Source organism: Rahnella sp. Larv3_ips (assembly GCF_003697865.1).
Lineage (GTDB): Bacteria > Pseudomonadota > Gammaproteobacteria > Enterobacterales > Enterobacteriaceae > Rahnella > Rahnella rivi.
The window spans coordinates 139,666-155,425 of record NZ_MJIB01000004.1 but is presented as its reverse complement, the minus strand read 5'-3'; the positions used below and the strand labels follow the sequence as shown (position 1 = coordinate 155,425).

Here is a 15,760-nt window from a genome sequence, read left to right as displayed (position 1 = left end):
GTTTTTAGCACGCTCAAAAGTGAACTCAATGACGCAAACTTTTATTCCTGGTAAAGACGCGGCGCTGGAAGACTCCATTTCCCGCTTCCAACAAAAACTCACCGATCTCGGTTTTAATATCGAAGAAGCCTCCTGGCTGAATCCGGTTCCGCACGTCTGGTCAGTGCACATTCGCGACCGCGACTGCCCGCTGTGTTTCACCAACGGAAAAGGTGCGAGCAAGAAAGCCGCTCTGGCGTCTGCACTGGGTGAATATTTTGAGCGTCTGTCGACGAACTATTTCTTTGCCGATTTCTATCTGGGTAAAGAAATTGCCAATGGTGATTTCGTTCATTATCCGAACGAAAAATGGTTCCCTGTGGCTGAAGATAACAGCCTGCCGGAAGGAATTCTGGACGAGCGTCTGCATGAATTTTACGATGCCGATAAAGAGCTGGTTGCCAGTGATCTGATCGACCTGCAATCAGGCAACCCGGATCGCGGGATCTGCGCGCTACCATTCACCCGTCAGTCAGATCTGCAAACCGTTTATATTCCCATGAATATCATCGGTAACCTGTATGTTTCTAACGGGATGTCAGCCGGTAATACCGCTAATGAAGCGCGTGTTCAGGGGCTGTCTGAAGTCTTCGAGCGTTACGTTAAAAATCGTATCATCGCGGAATCCATCAGCCTGCCGGAAATTCCTGCTGACGTGCTGGCGCGTTATCCGGGCGTGGTGGAAGCCATCGCTAAACTGGAAGAAGAAGGGTTCCCGATCCTTTCTTATGACGCGTCACTGGGCGGCAATTATCCGGTCATTTGTGTGGTGCTGTTCAACCCTGCAAACGGCACCTGCTTCGCTTCCTTTGGCGCCCACCCTGATTTCGGTGTGGCACTTGAGCGTACTGTCACCGAATTACTACAGGGCCGCAGCCTGAAAGATCTGGACGTGTTCACCGCCCCGACCTTTGATGACGAAGAAGTTGCCGAGCACGCAAACCTCGAAACCCACTTCATCGACTCAAGTGGTTTGATTTCATGGGATATGTTCAAACAAGATGCAGACTACCCGTTTGCAGACTGGAGCTTCAGTGGCAGCACTGAAGAAGAGTTCGCGACGCTGATGGCAATTTTCGACAAAGAAGATGCTGAAGTGTACATCGCCGATTACGAACATCTGGACGTTTATGCCTGCCGCATCATCGTTCCGGGCATGTCTGATATTTATCCGGCTGAAGATTTACTGCTGGCAAATAACAGTATGGGTGCACATTTGCGTGATCAACTGCTGGCACTGCCGGAAAGCGATCTGCCAAAAGAAACCTATCTCGAGATGATTACTCAACTTGATGATGAAGGTCTGGATGACTTTACCCGCGTGCGTGAACTGCTGGGTATTGCCAGCGGCAAGGACAATGGCTGGTACACCCTGCGCGTTGGCGAACTGAAATCTATGCTGGCACTGGCGGGCGGCGATTTCGATCAGGCACTGACCTGGGCTGAGTGGGCTCACGAGTTCAACTCATCGGTTTACAGCGACGAACGCAATAACTACTACCGTTGCCTGCAAACCTTGTTGCAGTTGTCACTGGAAGAAGATCGCGAGCCAGCGCAGTATTACAACGCTTTCGTAAAAATGTACGGCCAGAAAGCCGTGGAAGATGCCTCTGCTGCAATCAGCGGCGAAGTTCGCTTCCACAGCCTGTTTGCGGTTGATCCTGACCTCAAAGCGCTGCCCGCCCATCAGGCATTGCTCCGTGCTTATGAAAAGCTGCAGGTCGCTAAACGTCGTCACTGGTCGAAAGCCTGATGTAAACAGCCCCCTGACTGAACCTGAACCGGCAGAGCACTCTGCCGGTTTTTTTATTTCTGGTTCGTCTGAGCTCCCTTATTTGGATAGCGGGATTTGACTCGGGGCAGGAAATGGCGTGTAATTTCGCGCGCTATACTGACGGGTTAGCATTTTTACAGGATAAATAAATTCCGAAGCCTGAAAAGTTAATTGGGTGTAAAGAAATCAAATTCAAATCAATGACAATAATTAACAGCCAATGTTTTTTATTTACCTATTAAGAAGAATAATTTAAGTATTCATCAACTTTTTTTGTAAAAATTAAAATGTTTTTATTTAATTAATTTCAACAAGTTAAGTTAAAAAGTACCTATGCAGTAGTAGACAATAATGCATCGAAATCCTCCCCGTATGATCCACGTCAATTTTTACGTTATACTGCTTTGCTAGTATCTCGTTGCGCAGTGCATAGCCCTGAATAAGAGAGTTAATGTGAAAACTGACAACCCCTTCGATCTTATATTACCCGCCGCTACAGCTAAAGTTGCTGAAGATGCCGGCGTTTATAAAGCCACCAAACAGCCGTTAAAAACGTTCTTTTTAGCCATTACTGCTGGCGTCTTTATTTCTATTGCCTTTGCTTTTTATATCACTTCCACCACAGGTACCGGCACCGTTCCTTTCGGTCTGGCAAAACTTGTCGGGGGCATATGCTTCTCTCTGGGTCTTATGCTGGTCGTGGTATGTGGTGCTGATCTCTTTACCTCTACGGTGCTGATTGTCATTGCGAAAGCCAGCGGTCGTATCACCTGGGGGCAACTGGCACGCAACTGGGCCAATGTCTATATTGGTAACCTGATTGGCTGTCTGTTCTTTGTCGCCCTGATTTGGTTCTCCGGTGAATATATGGTGGATAACGGTTTGTGGGGACTCAACGTTCTGCAAACAGCCGACCATAAGATGCATCACACCTTTATCGAAGCTGTGTGTCTCGGGATCCTGGCTAACCTGATGGTTTGCCTGGCTGTCTGGATGAGTTACTCCGGCCGCAGCCTGATGGATAAGATGTTTGCCATGATTCTGCCGGTAGCCATGTTTGTCGCCAGCGGCTTCGAGCATAGCATCGCCAACATGTTCATGATCCCGTTAGGTATTGTCGTTAAGAACTTTGCAACACCCGAATTCTGGCAGGCTGTCGGTGCAACACCGGCACAATTCGCAGAACTGAACGTCAGTAACTTTATCATCGATAATCTCATCCCTGTGACCATAGGTAACATCATCGGGGGTGGCTTGCTGGTAGGGTTAACGTACTGGGTTATATATCTTCGCGATGAGAAAAATCACTGATTCAACGTGGATTCTCGTTACGACAGTTTTACACGCGATTTTTAAAGAAATCCAAATTAGAAGGTAGGTGCAAGATGTCCAAGCTCAATGAAAAATTGACCAACGCATGGCAAGGCTTTAGTGCTGGTGAATGGCAGAATGGCGTAAACGTCCGTGACTTCATTCAGAAGAACTACACCCCGTATGAAGGTGATGAGTCCTTCCTGGCTGGCGCGACTCAGGCGACAACCACCCTGTGGGATAAAGTAATGGACGGTATCAAACTGGAGAACAGCACCAAAGCTCCGGTTGACTTCGATACTGACGTTGCGGCTACCATCACTTCTCATGACGCTGGCTACATCAATAAATCTCTGGAAACCATCGTTGGTCTGCAAACTGACGCGCCATTGAAACGTGCCCTGATCCCATTCGGCGGCATCAAAATGGTAGAAGGTTCATGTAAAGTTTATGGTCGTGAACTGGATCCAGCGCTGAAAAAAATCTTCACCGATTACCGCAAAACGCATAACCAGGGTGTGTTCGACGTTTACACAAAAGACATCCTGAACTGCCGTAAATCTGGCGTGCTGACCGGTTTACCCGATGCCTATGGCCGTGGCCGTATCATTGGTGACTACCGTCGCGTTGCACTTTACGGTATCGACTTCCTGATGGCTGACAAATTCGCACAGTTCCAGTCTCTGCAAGACGACCTGGAAAATGGCGTGAATCTGGAAATGACCATCCAGCTGCGTGAAGAAATCTCAGAACAACATCGTGCTCTGGGTCAGATTAAAGAAATGGCTGCTAAATACGGCTACGACATTTCTGGTCCTGCAACCAGCGCGCAGGAAGCTGTTCAGTGGACTTACTTCGGCTACCTGGCTGCGGTTAAATCTCAGAACGGTGCAGCAATGTCCTTCGGCCGCGTATCTACTTTCCTTGACGTGTTCATCGAACGTGATATCAAAGCAGGCAAACTGAACGAAGAACAAGCTCAGGAACTGATTGACCATCTGGTTATGAAACTGCGTATGGTACGTTTCCTGCGTACTCCTGAATATGATGAACTGTTCTCTGGTGACCCAATCTGGGCAACAGAATCCCTGGCGGGTATGGGTGTTGATGGCCGTACTCTGGTGACCAAAAACAGCTATCGTTTCCTGAATACCCTGTACACCATGGGGCCTTCACCAGAACCGAACATGACCATTCTGTGGTCTGAAAAGCTGCCAATGAACTTCAAAAAGTACGCAGCCAAAGTGTCTATCGATACCTCATCTGTACAGTATGAGAACGATGACCTGATGCGTCCTGACTTCAACAACGATGACTACGCTATCGCTTGTTGTGTGAGCCCGATGGTTGTGGGTAAACAAATGCAGTTCTTCGGTGCTCGTGCAAACCTGGCGAAAACCATGTTGTACGCAATCAACGGCGGCGTTGATGAAAAAATGAAAATCCAGGTTGGCCCGAAAGAAGCGCCAATGATGGATACCGTGCTGGACTATGACAAAGTCATGGATCGCATGGACCACTTTATGGACTGGTTAGCAAAACAGTACGTGACTGCACTGAACATCATTCACTACATGCATGATAAATACAGCTACGAAGCTGCATTGATGGCACTGCATGACCGTGATGTTTATCGCACCATGGCGTGTGGTATCGCAGGTCTGTCTGTTGCAGCTGACTCCCTGTCTGCTATCAAATATGCCAAAGTCAGCACCATCCGCGACGAAGACGGCCTGGCTGTCGACTTCAAAATTGAAGGCGAATATCCACAGTTCGGTAACAACGATTCTCGCGTAGATGACATCGCTTGTGACCTGGTAGAACGTTTCATGAAGAAAATTCAGAAACTGCGTACCTACCGTGGCGCTGTGGCAACTCAGTCTGTTCTGACCATCACCTCTAACGTGGTTTATGGTAAGAAAACCGGTAACACTCCAGACGGTCGTCGTGCTGGTGCGCCATTCGGTCCAGGTGCAAACCCAATGCACGGTCGTGATCAGAAAGGTGCCGTTGCCTCCCTGACTTCCGTTGCTAAACTGCCGTTTGCTTACGCGAAAGATGGTATTTCTTATACCTTCTCTATCGTTCCTAACGCGCTGGGTAAAGACGATGATGTGCGTAAAGCGAACCTTGCGGGTCTGATGGATGGTTACTTCCATCACGAAGCGTCCATCGAAGGTGGTCAACACCTGAACGTGAACGTCATGAACCGTGAGATGCTGTTAGATGCGATGGAACACCCTGAGAACTATCCTCAGCTGACCATCCGTGTTTCAGGTTACGCGGTACGCTTCAACTCACTGACTAAAGAACAGCAACAAGACGTTATTACCCGTACTTTCACTAAGTCCCTGTAATAAGTCACCCTTTCGTTTAGTGTGATAAAAAGGCTCCACATCGTGGAGCCTTTGTTTCATCCGCCCTACTCTTTACTGTCTTCATGACAGTCTGTTTTGCCAGAGCGCTATAGTTGTGGATCTCTGGCAAAGCAGTTCCGGCAATCGCTGGCAATCAACCTTATTGATTGTCTGGTATCATAAACAGATGGTTCCCAGTTTATCTCTGCCAGGCCAGCATCCGCACTTTTAGACTGCTATTCATTGGTCAATATGGAGAATAACCCGCAATGTCAGTTCAAGGTCGAATCCACTCATATGAATCCTGTGGCACGGTAGACGGCCCAGGTATCCGCTTTATTGTTTTCTTCCAGGGTTGCCTGATGCGTTGCATGTATTGCCACAACCGCGATACCTGGGACACTCATGGCGGCAAAGAAATCAATGTCGACGATTTGATGAAAGAAGTCGTGACCTATCGCCACTTTATGAATGCTTCCGGCGGCGGTGTAACAGCCTCTGGCGGTGAAGCGATCCTTCAGGCGGAATTCGTGCGTGACTGGTTCCGCGCCTGCCAGAAAGAAGGGATCAATACCTGTCTGGATACCAACGGTTTTGTCCGCCGCTATGATCCGGTGATAGATGAATTGCTCGATGCCTCTGACCTGGTAATGCTCGATCTAAAACAGATGAACGACGATATCCATCAGAATTTGGTCGGTGTCTCCAACCATCGCACGCTGGACTTTGCGCGCTATCTGGCAAAACGTAATCAACGCACCTGGATCCGCTACGTTGTGGTGCCGGGCTGGTCTGATGATGATGAATCCGCGCACAAACTTGGCGAGTTCACCAAAGACATGACCAATATCGAAAAGATTGAGCTGCTGCCTTACCACGAGCTTGGTAAACATAAATGGACGGCAATGGGTGAAAAGTACGGCCTGGATGGCGTAAACCCACCAACGACCGAAATTATGGATAGAGTGAAAAACATTCTTGCCAGCTACGGGCACAAAGTCATCTACTGATATTTCTGATCAGATAACAGGCTTTTGAAACCAAAAAGACGCCATCTTCGGCGTCTTTTTATTGGGCTGGGTTCAGGTCAGGTTAGCCATTTTTAAGCATTACGCGGCTGCCACCGGATTGTGGCTCTGATCTGCCTTACGCATCAACATCACCAGATAGACCAGTGAAACCACCGCGATCATCACAAACAGCAGGCGGTCGGAATAGCTCTGCATCAGCATCGCTGTCATCGTCGGGCCAGCAAGACTGCCGATGGTGTAGCTCATCAGCAGAGCCTGATTCATTGCCACCAGCTCCTCAGAACTGACCTTCTCGCACGCCCACGACATCGCAACCGGATAAAGGGTGAAACCAGCGCATCCGAGAATAAATAGCGTAGGAGCCATCGCATAACCACTGAGCATTGCAATGCTGCCGAGGATGACACAAAAAATCTGGATGCGTAAAACCATCAGACGGCCATAGCGATCGGCAAGACGTCCTACCGGCCACTGCCCGACAATTCCCGCACTGACCAGCAGCGCCATCCAGTAGCCGACATTGGCATCGCTCATGCCCTGATGCGTCAGGAAAAGCGGCATCAGCCCATACAGCGACCCCAGAACGATGCCGGAAATAATGCATCCGTTAATTCCAAGACGCGCATTACGACGACGGAACATGGGTAAAACTGAATGACGAGGCTGTTCGCTGTCCTGATTTTCCAGATGAGCAAACAGCAGCGGTAACATGGCGATAACGATGAGCGAGGTTACCCATGGCAATACGCTGAATATCTGCGTTGGCACAGTGCCGACCAGAAGTTGTCCAACCACAGTACCGATGTAATACATGATCATGTATGCCGCCAGCAGTTGCCCGCGGTTCTTCACCGTACCGCTGCGCATCAGCGCGCTTTCCACTACCACCCAAATCAGCGCACAGCCGACACCGGCAATAAAACGTGCACCGATCCAGCTCCAGAAACTCATGGAAAGCGCCAGGCCCGCGGTAGCACCGGCAAACAGGAAGCACGACAAGTAATAACTGCGATTAAAACCGAAACGCTTTATCAGGCCACCGGCGATCAACGTACCGAGTAAATTACCGGTAAAATAAGATGAGCTGACGAGGCCAACCTGCCAGGTCGGTAATTGCTCGTGGCTCAGCCACAAAGGGACAAGCGTGTTTAAAACGGCGATAGAAATCGTCAGCAGAAGAAGTCCGCAAAGCAGCAGTGAAACGGGACGGGAATAGGCGGACATAAGGCGTTGATGACCACAAAGACGAAGAAATTGCGCGCATCATGCCACCGGCGAATAAAATGTCAATCTGGCAAAAACCCGTCTGCGCACAAACTGGAGGGTGATGATTGAAATCGTTAATCAAGCGGTGTGATTATGCTTCATGATGATTTAATGACAATCTGATATCACCATGATAACAAACAAGTTTGCATTTCCCGCAGCCGTCACATTTTTCGTCATCAACGGAGGGCTGATTCTGTTGATTAAAAAATATTGCCGTGCGCGGACACGCAATTTCACACATCCTGCACATATTATCCATTCGCCCGAGACATTGTGGCAGATGCACAGGTCGTAACCCGGTATCCGCCCTGACGGAGGCATCCAGTGCACCGGTTTCACAAGCCTGAGTGCAGGCTCCGCAGAAATCGCAGTCTGCATATTCAATGCTCAGGGCTGGCTTACCTTCCTGAAGGTGCAGCATACCGACCGGACAAGCTTGGGTGCAGTTTCGGCACCCGCTACATCTTTGGAGGAATAAGGATTCTGCCACCGCCTGGGGAGGACGGGGAAGCAAACACTGCGGGAGTGATTCAGCAGGTGCAGCTGTCTGCTCTTTGGTCTGTTTCGCCGAAGCCAGCAAGCCGCGAAATAATCCGCGACGGCTGACCTGGCGAGCGCTCATTCCGCTTTCAGAATTGCTCATCAGAAATAGAGATCTGCTGAAGGGATTTTCAGCGCCAGTTGCAGCTGCCAGCCTGACAATGTGGAACCGGCAAGAAGGGCAACCCCCTGATAAAGCGGATGTTCGGATTTTTGCTGCAACAATTCGAGGTATCGGCCTGACCACGGCAATAAATGCTGCGACATAAACTCATTCAGCAATGACGGGGAATTCTCAGCCAGCCATGCGCACATCATCAGTAACAGGCCAATATGATCCTCCGGCTCGGCCTGCGTCAGGAGCGGTTCGATATGGTTTTCACGCATCCACTGGCGCAGTGCCAGGGTTGAATCACCAAACACTACCGATTCTTTATCCAGATAGACCGAACCCCAAGGCGGAGCGGGTAATGCGTACGGCCCGATAAATAACCGCTGATAAGCCTGCCCGGCACTTTCTTCTGCCTCATCGATTTGCGCGAATAATTCGGCTGCCTGAGCCTTAATCTCGGCCGTGGCAAACGGCCATAACGGGGCCCAGTCGCTGGTTTTCAACAACGCAATCAGCGGCTGAACCTCTTCCGACGCTGGCGGATAGTACAGCATCGCACCCAATACTTTACTCGTTAAACTTATTGATTCTGCTGACATAATTCACTCATTTTCACGTGGGGACGCGCCACCGACGGCGAGGCGTCCCCAGACAAAGATAACAGTTCTGTAATTAACCGCTTACCGCCATACCCACGGTCATATGCAGACCGTAGAAAATTGCGCGTCCCACCAGTTCTCCCGAGAAGACCAGCACAAATGCCAGAATCATTGAGAGCAGCGCAGGACGTTTACGCATGATCAACGGACAGAACCAGCAGCCTAATCCCAGAATGATCAGCACCAGCCGCCATGCAGACAAGCTGCCATATTGCGGGATCAATGCAGATGCCGCCTGAACCGAACTGTGGATATTCGCCAGACCTGTACTTTGCATCACCACCAGCACCATGCTGATCACCAGCCCTGACAGGCTGATGACCGGTAACAGACGCAGACCACAACCCTGGATATTCGCGCCACGCAGCAGCAGATAGCCGAGAACCGGGCCACCAATCAGAACTGTCAGTCCGAAGCTGAATGCGGTGTAAAGGTTATTCCAGGTAGGCACCGTATTGATTTCATAAACACGGCACATTGCGTAAACAAACCCGATACCCGCCAGCATAGTGACCACCAGCCAAATTTTACCCAACAGGCGCGGCATTTTGTTGATCATTGCCAGCAGCCAGTAAATGCCACCAAGCGCAAAGAACAGTGAACCGCTGCCAATCTCGTTACTCAGCGGAGAAGCGCCGAGACGGTTGAGCGAATTAAATGCGCGCAGCGGTGAGCCCAGATGCAAGACCGAAGCAATAAACGCCACCGCCATCAGTGCCCAAAGGAAAAACATCGACAGGTGAATACGACGTTGCTCTTCTGCAGAGCGCTGAGTCAGCAATGCCATAGCCAGCACGATAAATGCCCCTACAACACACTGCCCCAACACGGTAAAGACCATTAAAGGCCATTCATGCCATCCGTTTCCCATCTCAAACCTCCTTCGGGTTAGCCAGATAACCCGTTGTATCGCCTACAGGGCGGCAATTCGCATTGGGTTTAATGACGATATTTGGGTGCGTGAAATGCGCAGCCGGCAAGGGTGCCACTTCTGCCAGATCGCCATATTTCGCACGCAGTTCTTCGATCGGTGCCATATCAAGCGCACGCAGCGGGCAGGACTCGACGCAAATAGGTTTTTTACCTTCCGCAACGCGCTCATAACAGCCGTCGCATTTGGTCATATGCCCTTTCGCTTCGTTGTACTGCGGCGCGCCATAAGGACAGGCCATATGGCAGTAGCGACAGCCAATACAGACGTCTTCGTTGACCACAACAAATCCGTCTTCACGTTTGTGCATTGCACCGCTCGGGCACACTTTGGTACAGGCTGGATCTGCGCAGTGGTTGCAGGAAATCGACAGATAATAAGCGAAAACATTCTGATTCCAGCCATCACCGTCCTTCTGCCAGTCGCCACCGGCATATTCATAAATGCGGCGGAAATTAACGTCAGGCGTTAAATTTTTGAAGTCTTTACAGGCCAGTTCGCAGGTTTTGCATCCTGTGCAGCGGCTTGAATCAATATAAAAACCATATTGAGTTGTCATTTATTGCTCCGTTAAACCTTAGCCACTTGCACAAGGTTGGTATGAGAGGGGTTACCTTTCGCCAGCGGTGAAGGTCTTTGAGAAGTCAGTACGTTGATGCTGCCCGCACGGTCAATTCTTTTGCTGTCAGGGGTGTACCAGGCACCTTCGCCAAGCGCGACGACACCCGGCATCATGCGCGGCGTCACTTTCGCGGCAATCTGCACTTCCCCGCGATCGTTAAAGATGCGGATCATGTCGCCATTGGTTATGCCACGCTGCGCAGCATCCATCGGGTTAATCCACATTTCCTGACGGCATGCGGCTTTCAGCACATCCACATTTCCGTAAGTTGAATGCACCCGACCTTTGAAATGGAAACCTGTCAGTTGCAGGGGATAACGGCTGGCCAGCGGATCGTCATAGTTTTCGAATCCGGCGGCGTAAACCGGCAAAGGATCGATAATGTCTTCTTTTTCCAGCTGCCATTTCGCTGCGATATCAGCCAGCGCGGCCGAATAGATTTCAATTTTTCCGGACGGCGTTTCCAGAGGATTGGCAAGCGGATCTTCACGGAATGATTTGTACGCCACGTGGTGTTGCTCAGGGTCACGCTGCTTGAAAATCCCCTGCTGGCGGAAGGTATCGAAATCAGGAAGCGCGGGAATGGCCTGCACAGATTGCTGGTACAAGTGACGCATCCACTCTTCCTGCGTGCGGCCTTCCGTAAATTTCTGCTCAACGCCCATGCGTTTCGCCAGTTCGCTGGTCATCTCATAAATGTTTTTGCATTCAAAACGAGGTTTGATGACCTGATCGGCAAAAATGACATACGCCATATTCCCGGATGAGGCATCGAGACAGAAATCCATCTGCTCAGAGGCCGTGCAGTCAGGCAGGATAATATCCGCGTATCGGGCAGACGCTGTCATGTGGTTGTCGATGACCACGATCATTTCACACTGCTTGTCATCCTGCAGGATGTCGTGCGTACGGTTGATCTCAGAGTGCTGGTTTATCAGACTGTTACCGGCATAATTCCAGATAAACTTAATCGGTACGCTGAGTTTATCTTTCCCGCGAATACCGTCTTTTAAAGCGGTCAGTTCCGGCCCGCGTTTAACCGCATCGGTCCACAGGAAAAACGGAATGCTGGTCGTTACCGGGTTTTCAAAAGCAGGCATGCGAACAAAGGGCAGGCTGTAGAATCCTTCACAGGCACCGGAGTTACCGCCATTGATCCCTACGTTGCCGGTAAGAATTGCCAGCATTGCGATTGCACGGGTCGCGAGTTCACCATTGGCATGACGCTGTGGCCCCCAGCCCTGTGCGATAAACGCAGGTTTTGCCTGACCGATTTCGCGGGCAAGTTTGACAATTTTGTCTACGGTGATGCCGGTGATCTTTGACGCCCATTCAGGTGTTTTGGCTGTTCCGTCTTCCCCGCTACCCAAAATGTAAGCTTTGTAATGCCCGTTGGCAGGCGCGCCTGCAGGTAAGGTTTTTTCATCGTAGCCGACGCAATACTTATCAAGGAACGGCTGATCGACCAGATTTTCAGTGATCATCACGTGAGCGAGGGCCGCAGCAAGCGCAGCGTCTGTTCCGGGGCGAATAGGGATCCACTCATCTTCACGCCCTGCAGCTGTATCGGTATAACGTGGATCGATGATGATCATGCGGGCATTGGATTTTTCCCGTGCCTGCGCCAGATAGTAAGTCACACCACCGCCACTGAGCCGGGTTTCGCCGGGGTTATTACCGAAAAACACCACCAGTTTGCTGTTTTCGATATCCGACGGGCTGTTACCATCGGCCCATCCGCCATAGGTATAATTAAGGCCGGCCGCGATTTGCGCCGAGCTGTAATCACCATAATGGTTCAGATAACCGCCACAGCAATTCATCAGACGGGCAATCAATGTGGAGCCCGGCGGCCATGAACGGGTCATGGTGCCGCCTAACGTTCCGGTACCGTAATTGAGATAAACCGCCTCATTACCGTATTTGCCGATGATGTCTTTCAGGCTGCCAGAAATCGTCTCGAAGGCTTCTTCCCAGCTGATACGAATGAATTTTCCTTCTCCGCGCGCACCCACCCGCTTCATCGGAAACTTCAAACGATCAGGGTTATACACTCGACGACGCATCGAGCGCCCGCGCAGACAGGCCCTGACCTGATGTAATCCTTCGTAATTGTCATCGCCGGTGTTATCGGTTTCGACATAACGAATTTCACCATCAACAACATGCATTCTTAACGGGCAGCGGCTTTCACAGTTAACCGTACAGGCACTCCATACCACTTTTTCGTCGGTAAGTTTGCTGTCGGTGGCAGTCCCGGCCGCCTGCGCGTGCCTGAAAGGCATCGTTACCCCTCCGGCTGCGGCAACCAGTCCCACCAATGCGGAATTTTTCATCAACGTTCGACGACTTATTCCTGCGGCTGTCCCTGCATTTCCTTGCATTTTATTCGACATATCCTTGCTCCTTAATATCCCTTCATAAACAGCAAAGGGATGAAACGTTAACGACCACTTCTGTACGACGCCTTATCGGCCTTCGCTAATTTCTATATTTTTTCTATTTGAATGAGATTCGTATGTTGCGGATTTCCCTTCGCCAGCGGGGACGGGCGTTGGGTGGTCAGCGTGTTCATACACGCGCCATGGTCAATACGATCACCTTTCATATTGGCCTGATGCCATGCGCCCTGCCCCATAGCCACAACGCCGGGCATGATCCGTGGCGTCACTTTTGCCGCGACACGTACTTCACCGCGATCGTTAAAGACCTTCACTTTGTCGCCGTTTTCAATGCCACGGGTTTTGGCATCCAGTGGATTGATCCACACTTCCTGACGGCAGGCGGCCTGCAGCACATCAATATTGCCGTAGGTCGAGTGAGTGCGCGCTTTGTAATGGAAACCGAACATCTGCAACGGGAACTGGCTGCGTTTCGGATCGTCCCAGCCTTCAAAGGTCGAGGCATACACCGGTAACGGGCTGATGGTTTCGTCTTTTTTCAATTCCCATTCACCGGCAATTTTTGCCAGTGCAGAAGAGTAAATTTCGATTTTTCCGGACGGAGTTTTAAGCGGATTAGCCTGCGGATCCTGACGGAATTTTTTATAAGCAACAAAATGCCCTGCGGGGTCTTTGCGCTTATAAATTCCCATGTCACGCAAGGCTTCATAGGCAGGCAATGCCGGGTCTTTCAGCAGCATTTTGGCGTAGAGATATTGCAACCACTCACGCTGAGTACGGCCCTCTGTGAACTTGTCGTAAACATCTGGCCCAAGACGACGCGCCACTTCGCTCATCATCTCGTAAATGCCTTTTCGCCCGAACTTAGCCGAGGTCGCTGGCTGAATGAAAATCAGATAGCCCATATTTCCGGCGTAATCATTCGGGATGATATCTTCCTGCTCAACGGTCATGAGATCAGGCAGCAGGATGTCGGCATACTTAGCTGAGGAGGTCATGAAGTTTTCGATCACGACAATCATTTCGCAGTCCTGATCGTCCTGCAAAATATCGTGAGTTTTGTTGATGTCGGAATGCTGATTGGTGATGGTATTCCCGGCATAGTTCCAGATGAACTTGATCGGCACATCCAGCTTGTCTTTACCCCGTACACCATCGGCTTTAGCCGTCATTTCAGGGCCACGCGCAATGGCGTCGGTCCAGCTGAAACAGGAAATCTGCGTTTCTACCGGGTTTTCCAGCACAGGCATTCGTTCAATGGTGAGGGTATAAGTCGACTCACGCGCGCCGCTGTTACCGCCGTTAATACCCACGTTACCGGTTAAAATTGGCAGCATAGCAATGGCGCGTGACGTCAGCTCACCGTTGGCCTGGCGCTGCGGCCCCCATCCCTGAGAAATGTACGCAGGCTTAGCCTGACCGATTTCCCGCGCAAGCTTAACGATTCGCGATGCCGGAATGCCGGTGATGTGCGAGGCCCATTCCGGTGTTTTGGGCGTGGCATCCGCACCCTGACCCAGAATGTAAGCTTTATAGTGGCTATTGGCGGGTGCATCGGCAGGCAATGTTTTTTCTTCATAGCCCACGCAATACGTATCCAGGAAAGGCTGATCCACCAAATTTTCGCTGATCAGCACATGTGCAAGGCCGGCGACCAACGCGGCATCCGTGCCCGGACGGATGGGGATCCATTCGTCTTCGCGGCCTGCTGCAGTATCGGTATAACGCGGGTCGATCACGATCATGCGGGCATTGGAACGCTGACGCGCCTCTTCGAGGTAATACGTGATCCCGCCGCCACTCATACGCGTCTCGGCAGGATTATTACCAAAGAGCACCACCAGTTTGCTGTTTTCGATATCAGACGTGCTGTTGCCGTCGTTGCTGCCATAGGTGTAGGGCATGGCGCAGGAAATTTGAGCGGTGCTGTAAGTGCCGTAATGACTGAGGAAACCGCCGTAGCAGTTCATCAGGCGGGCTACCAGCGAGGCGTAAGGAGATGAACGGGTGATGTTGCCGCCAACCACGCCAGAGGTGTAGTTGATATATACCGCTTCGTTGCCGTATTTAGCGACGATACGCTTCAGATTATTGGCAATCTCGTCAAAAGCCTCTTCCCAGCTGATGCGGACAAACTTACCTTCTCCGCGCTTACCCACGCGTTTCATCGGATAGTTTAACCGGTCCGGGTGATTCATACGCCGGCGCATGGAGCGCCCACGCAGGCAGGCGCGCACCTGGTGATCACCATAAATATCATTGCCGGTATTATCCGTTTCAACCCAATACACTTCATCGTCGCGAACGTGTAACCGCAATGCACATCGGCTGCCGCAGTTAACGGTACAGGCACCCCAGACCACTTTATCCTCAGGCGTGGGATGTGTTTCTTCCCCTATCGCCGCGGCTAAAGCACTTTGTCCAAATGGCAGCGAGACGCCTCCTGCAGCAAGAGCCAGCCCGGCCAGTGAAGAGGTTTTCATCAACGTCCGCCGGCTGATACCTGTATTTTCAGGAATAATTTCTGGTTTTATTTCCGACATATTTCCGCTCCGGTAAGTTGCTTCGTCATCCGGACCGGTGCTTACAATGACACCAGACTTTGACGAAGAATTGAGCGGGCAGAAATGCAAAGCACAGGGAGTATTTGGGTACCCACTCGGAATGCATGGATATTACTCACCATGAGGTAGGAAACTTTGTTTGCTATCAA

At 50.8% G+C, this 15,760-nt stretch carries 11 protein-coding genes; 4 read left to right on the top strand and 7 right to left on the bottom strand.

The genetic code is table 11. The annotated features are described in order from the left end of the window. Positions 1-28 precede the first annotated feature (28 nt). The 4 genes from ycaO to pflA all read left to right on the top strand — a co-directional run bounded on the left by ycaO (position 29) and on the right by pflA (position 6,491). Positions 29-1,792, top strand: a complete 1,764-nt coding sequence (ycaO, locus tag ED901_RS03140) for a 30S ribosomal protein S12 methylthiotransferase accessory factor YcaO (RefSeq protein WP_122095605.1) — start codon at positions 29-31, stop codon at positions 1,790-1,792. Between the two features lie 474 nt (positions 1,793-2,266). Next, positions 2,267-3,124 (top strand): formate transporter FocA, encoded by an 858-nt coding sequence (focA, locus tag ED901_RS03135; protein WP_056769256.1) that lies wholly within the window; start codon positions 2,267-2,269, stop codon positions 3,122-3,124. A gap of 74 nt (positions 3,125-3,198) precedes the next feature. Then, positions 3,199-5,481 (top strand): formate C-acetyltransferase, encoded by a 2,283-nt coding sequence (gene pflB / locus ED901_RS03130; protein WP_122094770.1) that lies wholly within the window; start codon positions 3,199-3,201, stop codon positions 5,479-5,481. A gap of 269 nt (positions 5,482-5,750) precedes the next feature. Beyond that, positions 5,751-6,491, top strand: a complete 741-nt coding sequence (gene pflA, locus ED901_RS03125) for a pyruvate formate lyase 1-activating protein (protein WP_056769253.1) — start codon at positions 5,751-5,753, stop codon at positions 6,489-6,491. Positions 6,492-6,590: 99 nt separating this feature from the next. Here the strand turns inward: pflA and ED901_RS03120 are convergent, their stop codons facing one another. The 7 genes from ED901_RS03120 to ynfE all read right to left on the bottom strand — a co-directional run bounded on the left by ED901_RS03120 (position 6,591) and on the right by ynfE (position 15,590). Beyond that, complete coding sequence (locus ED901_RS03120; protein WP_122094768.1) at positions 6,591-7,736, bottom strand: MFS transporter; 1,146 nt, start codon at positions 7,734-7,736, stop codon at positions 6,591-6,593. A 133-nt stretch (positions 7,737-7,869) separates the two neighbouring features. Further along, complete coding sequence (gene napF / locus ED901_RS25550; RefSeq protein ID WP_256370246.1) at positions 7,870-8,403, bottom strand: ferredoxin-type protein NapF; 534 nt, start codon at positions 8,401-8,403, stop codon at positions 7,870-7,872. 20 nt (positions 8,404-8,423) lie between these two features. Then, positions 8,424-9,032, bottom strand: a complete 609-nt coding sequence (gene dmsD, locus ED901_RS03110; protein ID WP_122094764.1) for a Tat proofreading chaperone DmsD — start codon at positions 9,030-9,032, stop codon at positions 8,424-8,426. Between the two features lie 73 nt (positions 9,033-9,105). Further along, positions 9,106-9,963 (bottom strand): dimethyl sulfoxide reductase anchor subunit family protein, encoded by an 858-nt coding sequence (locus tag ED901_RS03105; RefSeq protein ID WP_122094762.1) that lies wholly within the window; start codon positions 9,961-9,963, stop codon positions 9,106-9,108. A gap of 1 nt (position 9,964) precedes the next feature. Next, complete coding sequence (locus ED901_RS03100) at positions 9,965-10,582, bottom strand: DMSO/selenate family reductase complex B subunit (protein WP_056769245.1); 618 nt, start codon at positions 10,580-10,582, stop codon at positions 9,965-9,967. 11 nt (positions 10,583-10,593) lie between these two features. Next, positions 10,594-13,029, bottom strand: a complete 2,436-nt coding sequence (dmsA, locus tag ED901_RS03095; protein WP_371414294.1) for a dimethylsulfoxide reductase subunit A — start codon at positions 13,027-13,029, stop codon at positions 10,594-10,596. Between the two features lie 104 nt (positions 13,030-13,133). Beyond that, positions 13,134-15,590 carry a selenate/tellurate reductase subunit YnfE gene (ynfE, locus tag ED901_RS03090; RefSeq protein WP_122094759.1) on the bottom strand — a complete coding sequence of 819 codons (2,457 nt, stop codon included), beginning with the start codon at positions 15,588-15,590 and terminating at the stop codon, positions 13,134-13,136. Between the last annotated feature and the right edge of the window lie 170 nt (positions 15,591-15,760).

Excerpts from the sequence above, each read along its gene's own strand:
- ynfE (WP_122094759.1), bottom strand. The coding sequence starts at position 15,590 with ATGTCGGAAATAAAACCAGAAATTATTCCTGAAAATACAGGTATCAGC.
- pflB (WP_122094770.1), top strand. The coding sequence starts at position 3,199 with ATGTCCAAGCTCAATGAAAAATTGACCAACGCATGGCAAGGCTTTAGT.
- ycaO (WP_122095605.1), top strand. The coding sequence starts at position 29 with ATGACGCAAACTTTTATTCCTGGTAAAGACGCGGCGCTGGAAGACTCC.
- dmsD (WP_122094764.1), bottom strand. The coding sequence starts at position 9,032 with ATGTCAGCAGAATCAATAAGTTTAACGAGTAAAGTATTGGGTGCGATG.
- ED901_RS03120 (WP_122094768.1), bottom strand. The coding sequence starts at position 7,736 with ATGTCCGCCTATTCCCGTCCCGTTTCACTGCTGCTTTGCGGACTTCTT.
- dmsA (WP_371414294.1), bottom strand. The coding sequence starts at position 13,029 with ATGCAAGGAAATGCAGGGACAGCCGCAGGAATAAGTCGTCGAACGTTG.
- pflA (WP_056769253.1), top strand. The coding sequence starts at position 5,751 with ATGTCAGTTCAAGGTCGAATCCACTCATATGAATCCTGTGGCACGGTA.
- napF (WP_256370246.1), bottom strand. The coding sequence starts at position 8,403 with ATGAGCGCTCGCCAGGTCAGCCGTCGCGGATTATTTCGCGGCTTGCTG.
- ED901_RS03100 (WP_056769245.1), bottom strand. The coding sequence starts at position 10,582 with ATGACAACTCAATATGGTTTTTATATTGATTCAAGCCGCTGCACAGGA.
- ED901_RS03105 (WP_122094762.1), bottom strand. The coding sequence starts at position 9,963 with ATGGGAAACGGATGGCATGAATGGCCTTTAATGGTCTTTACCGTGTTG.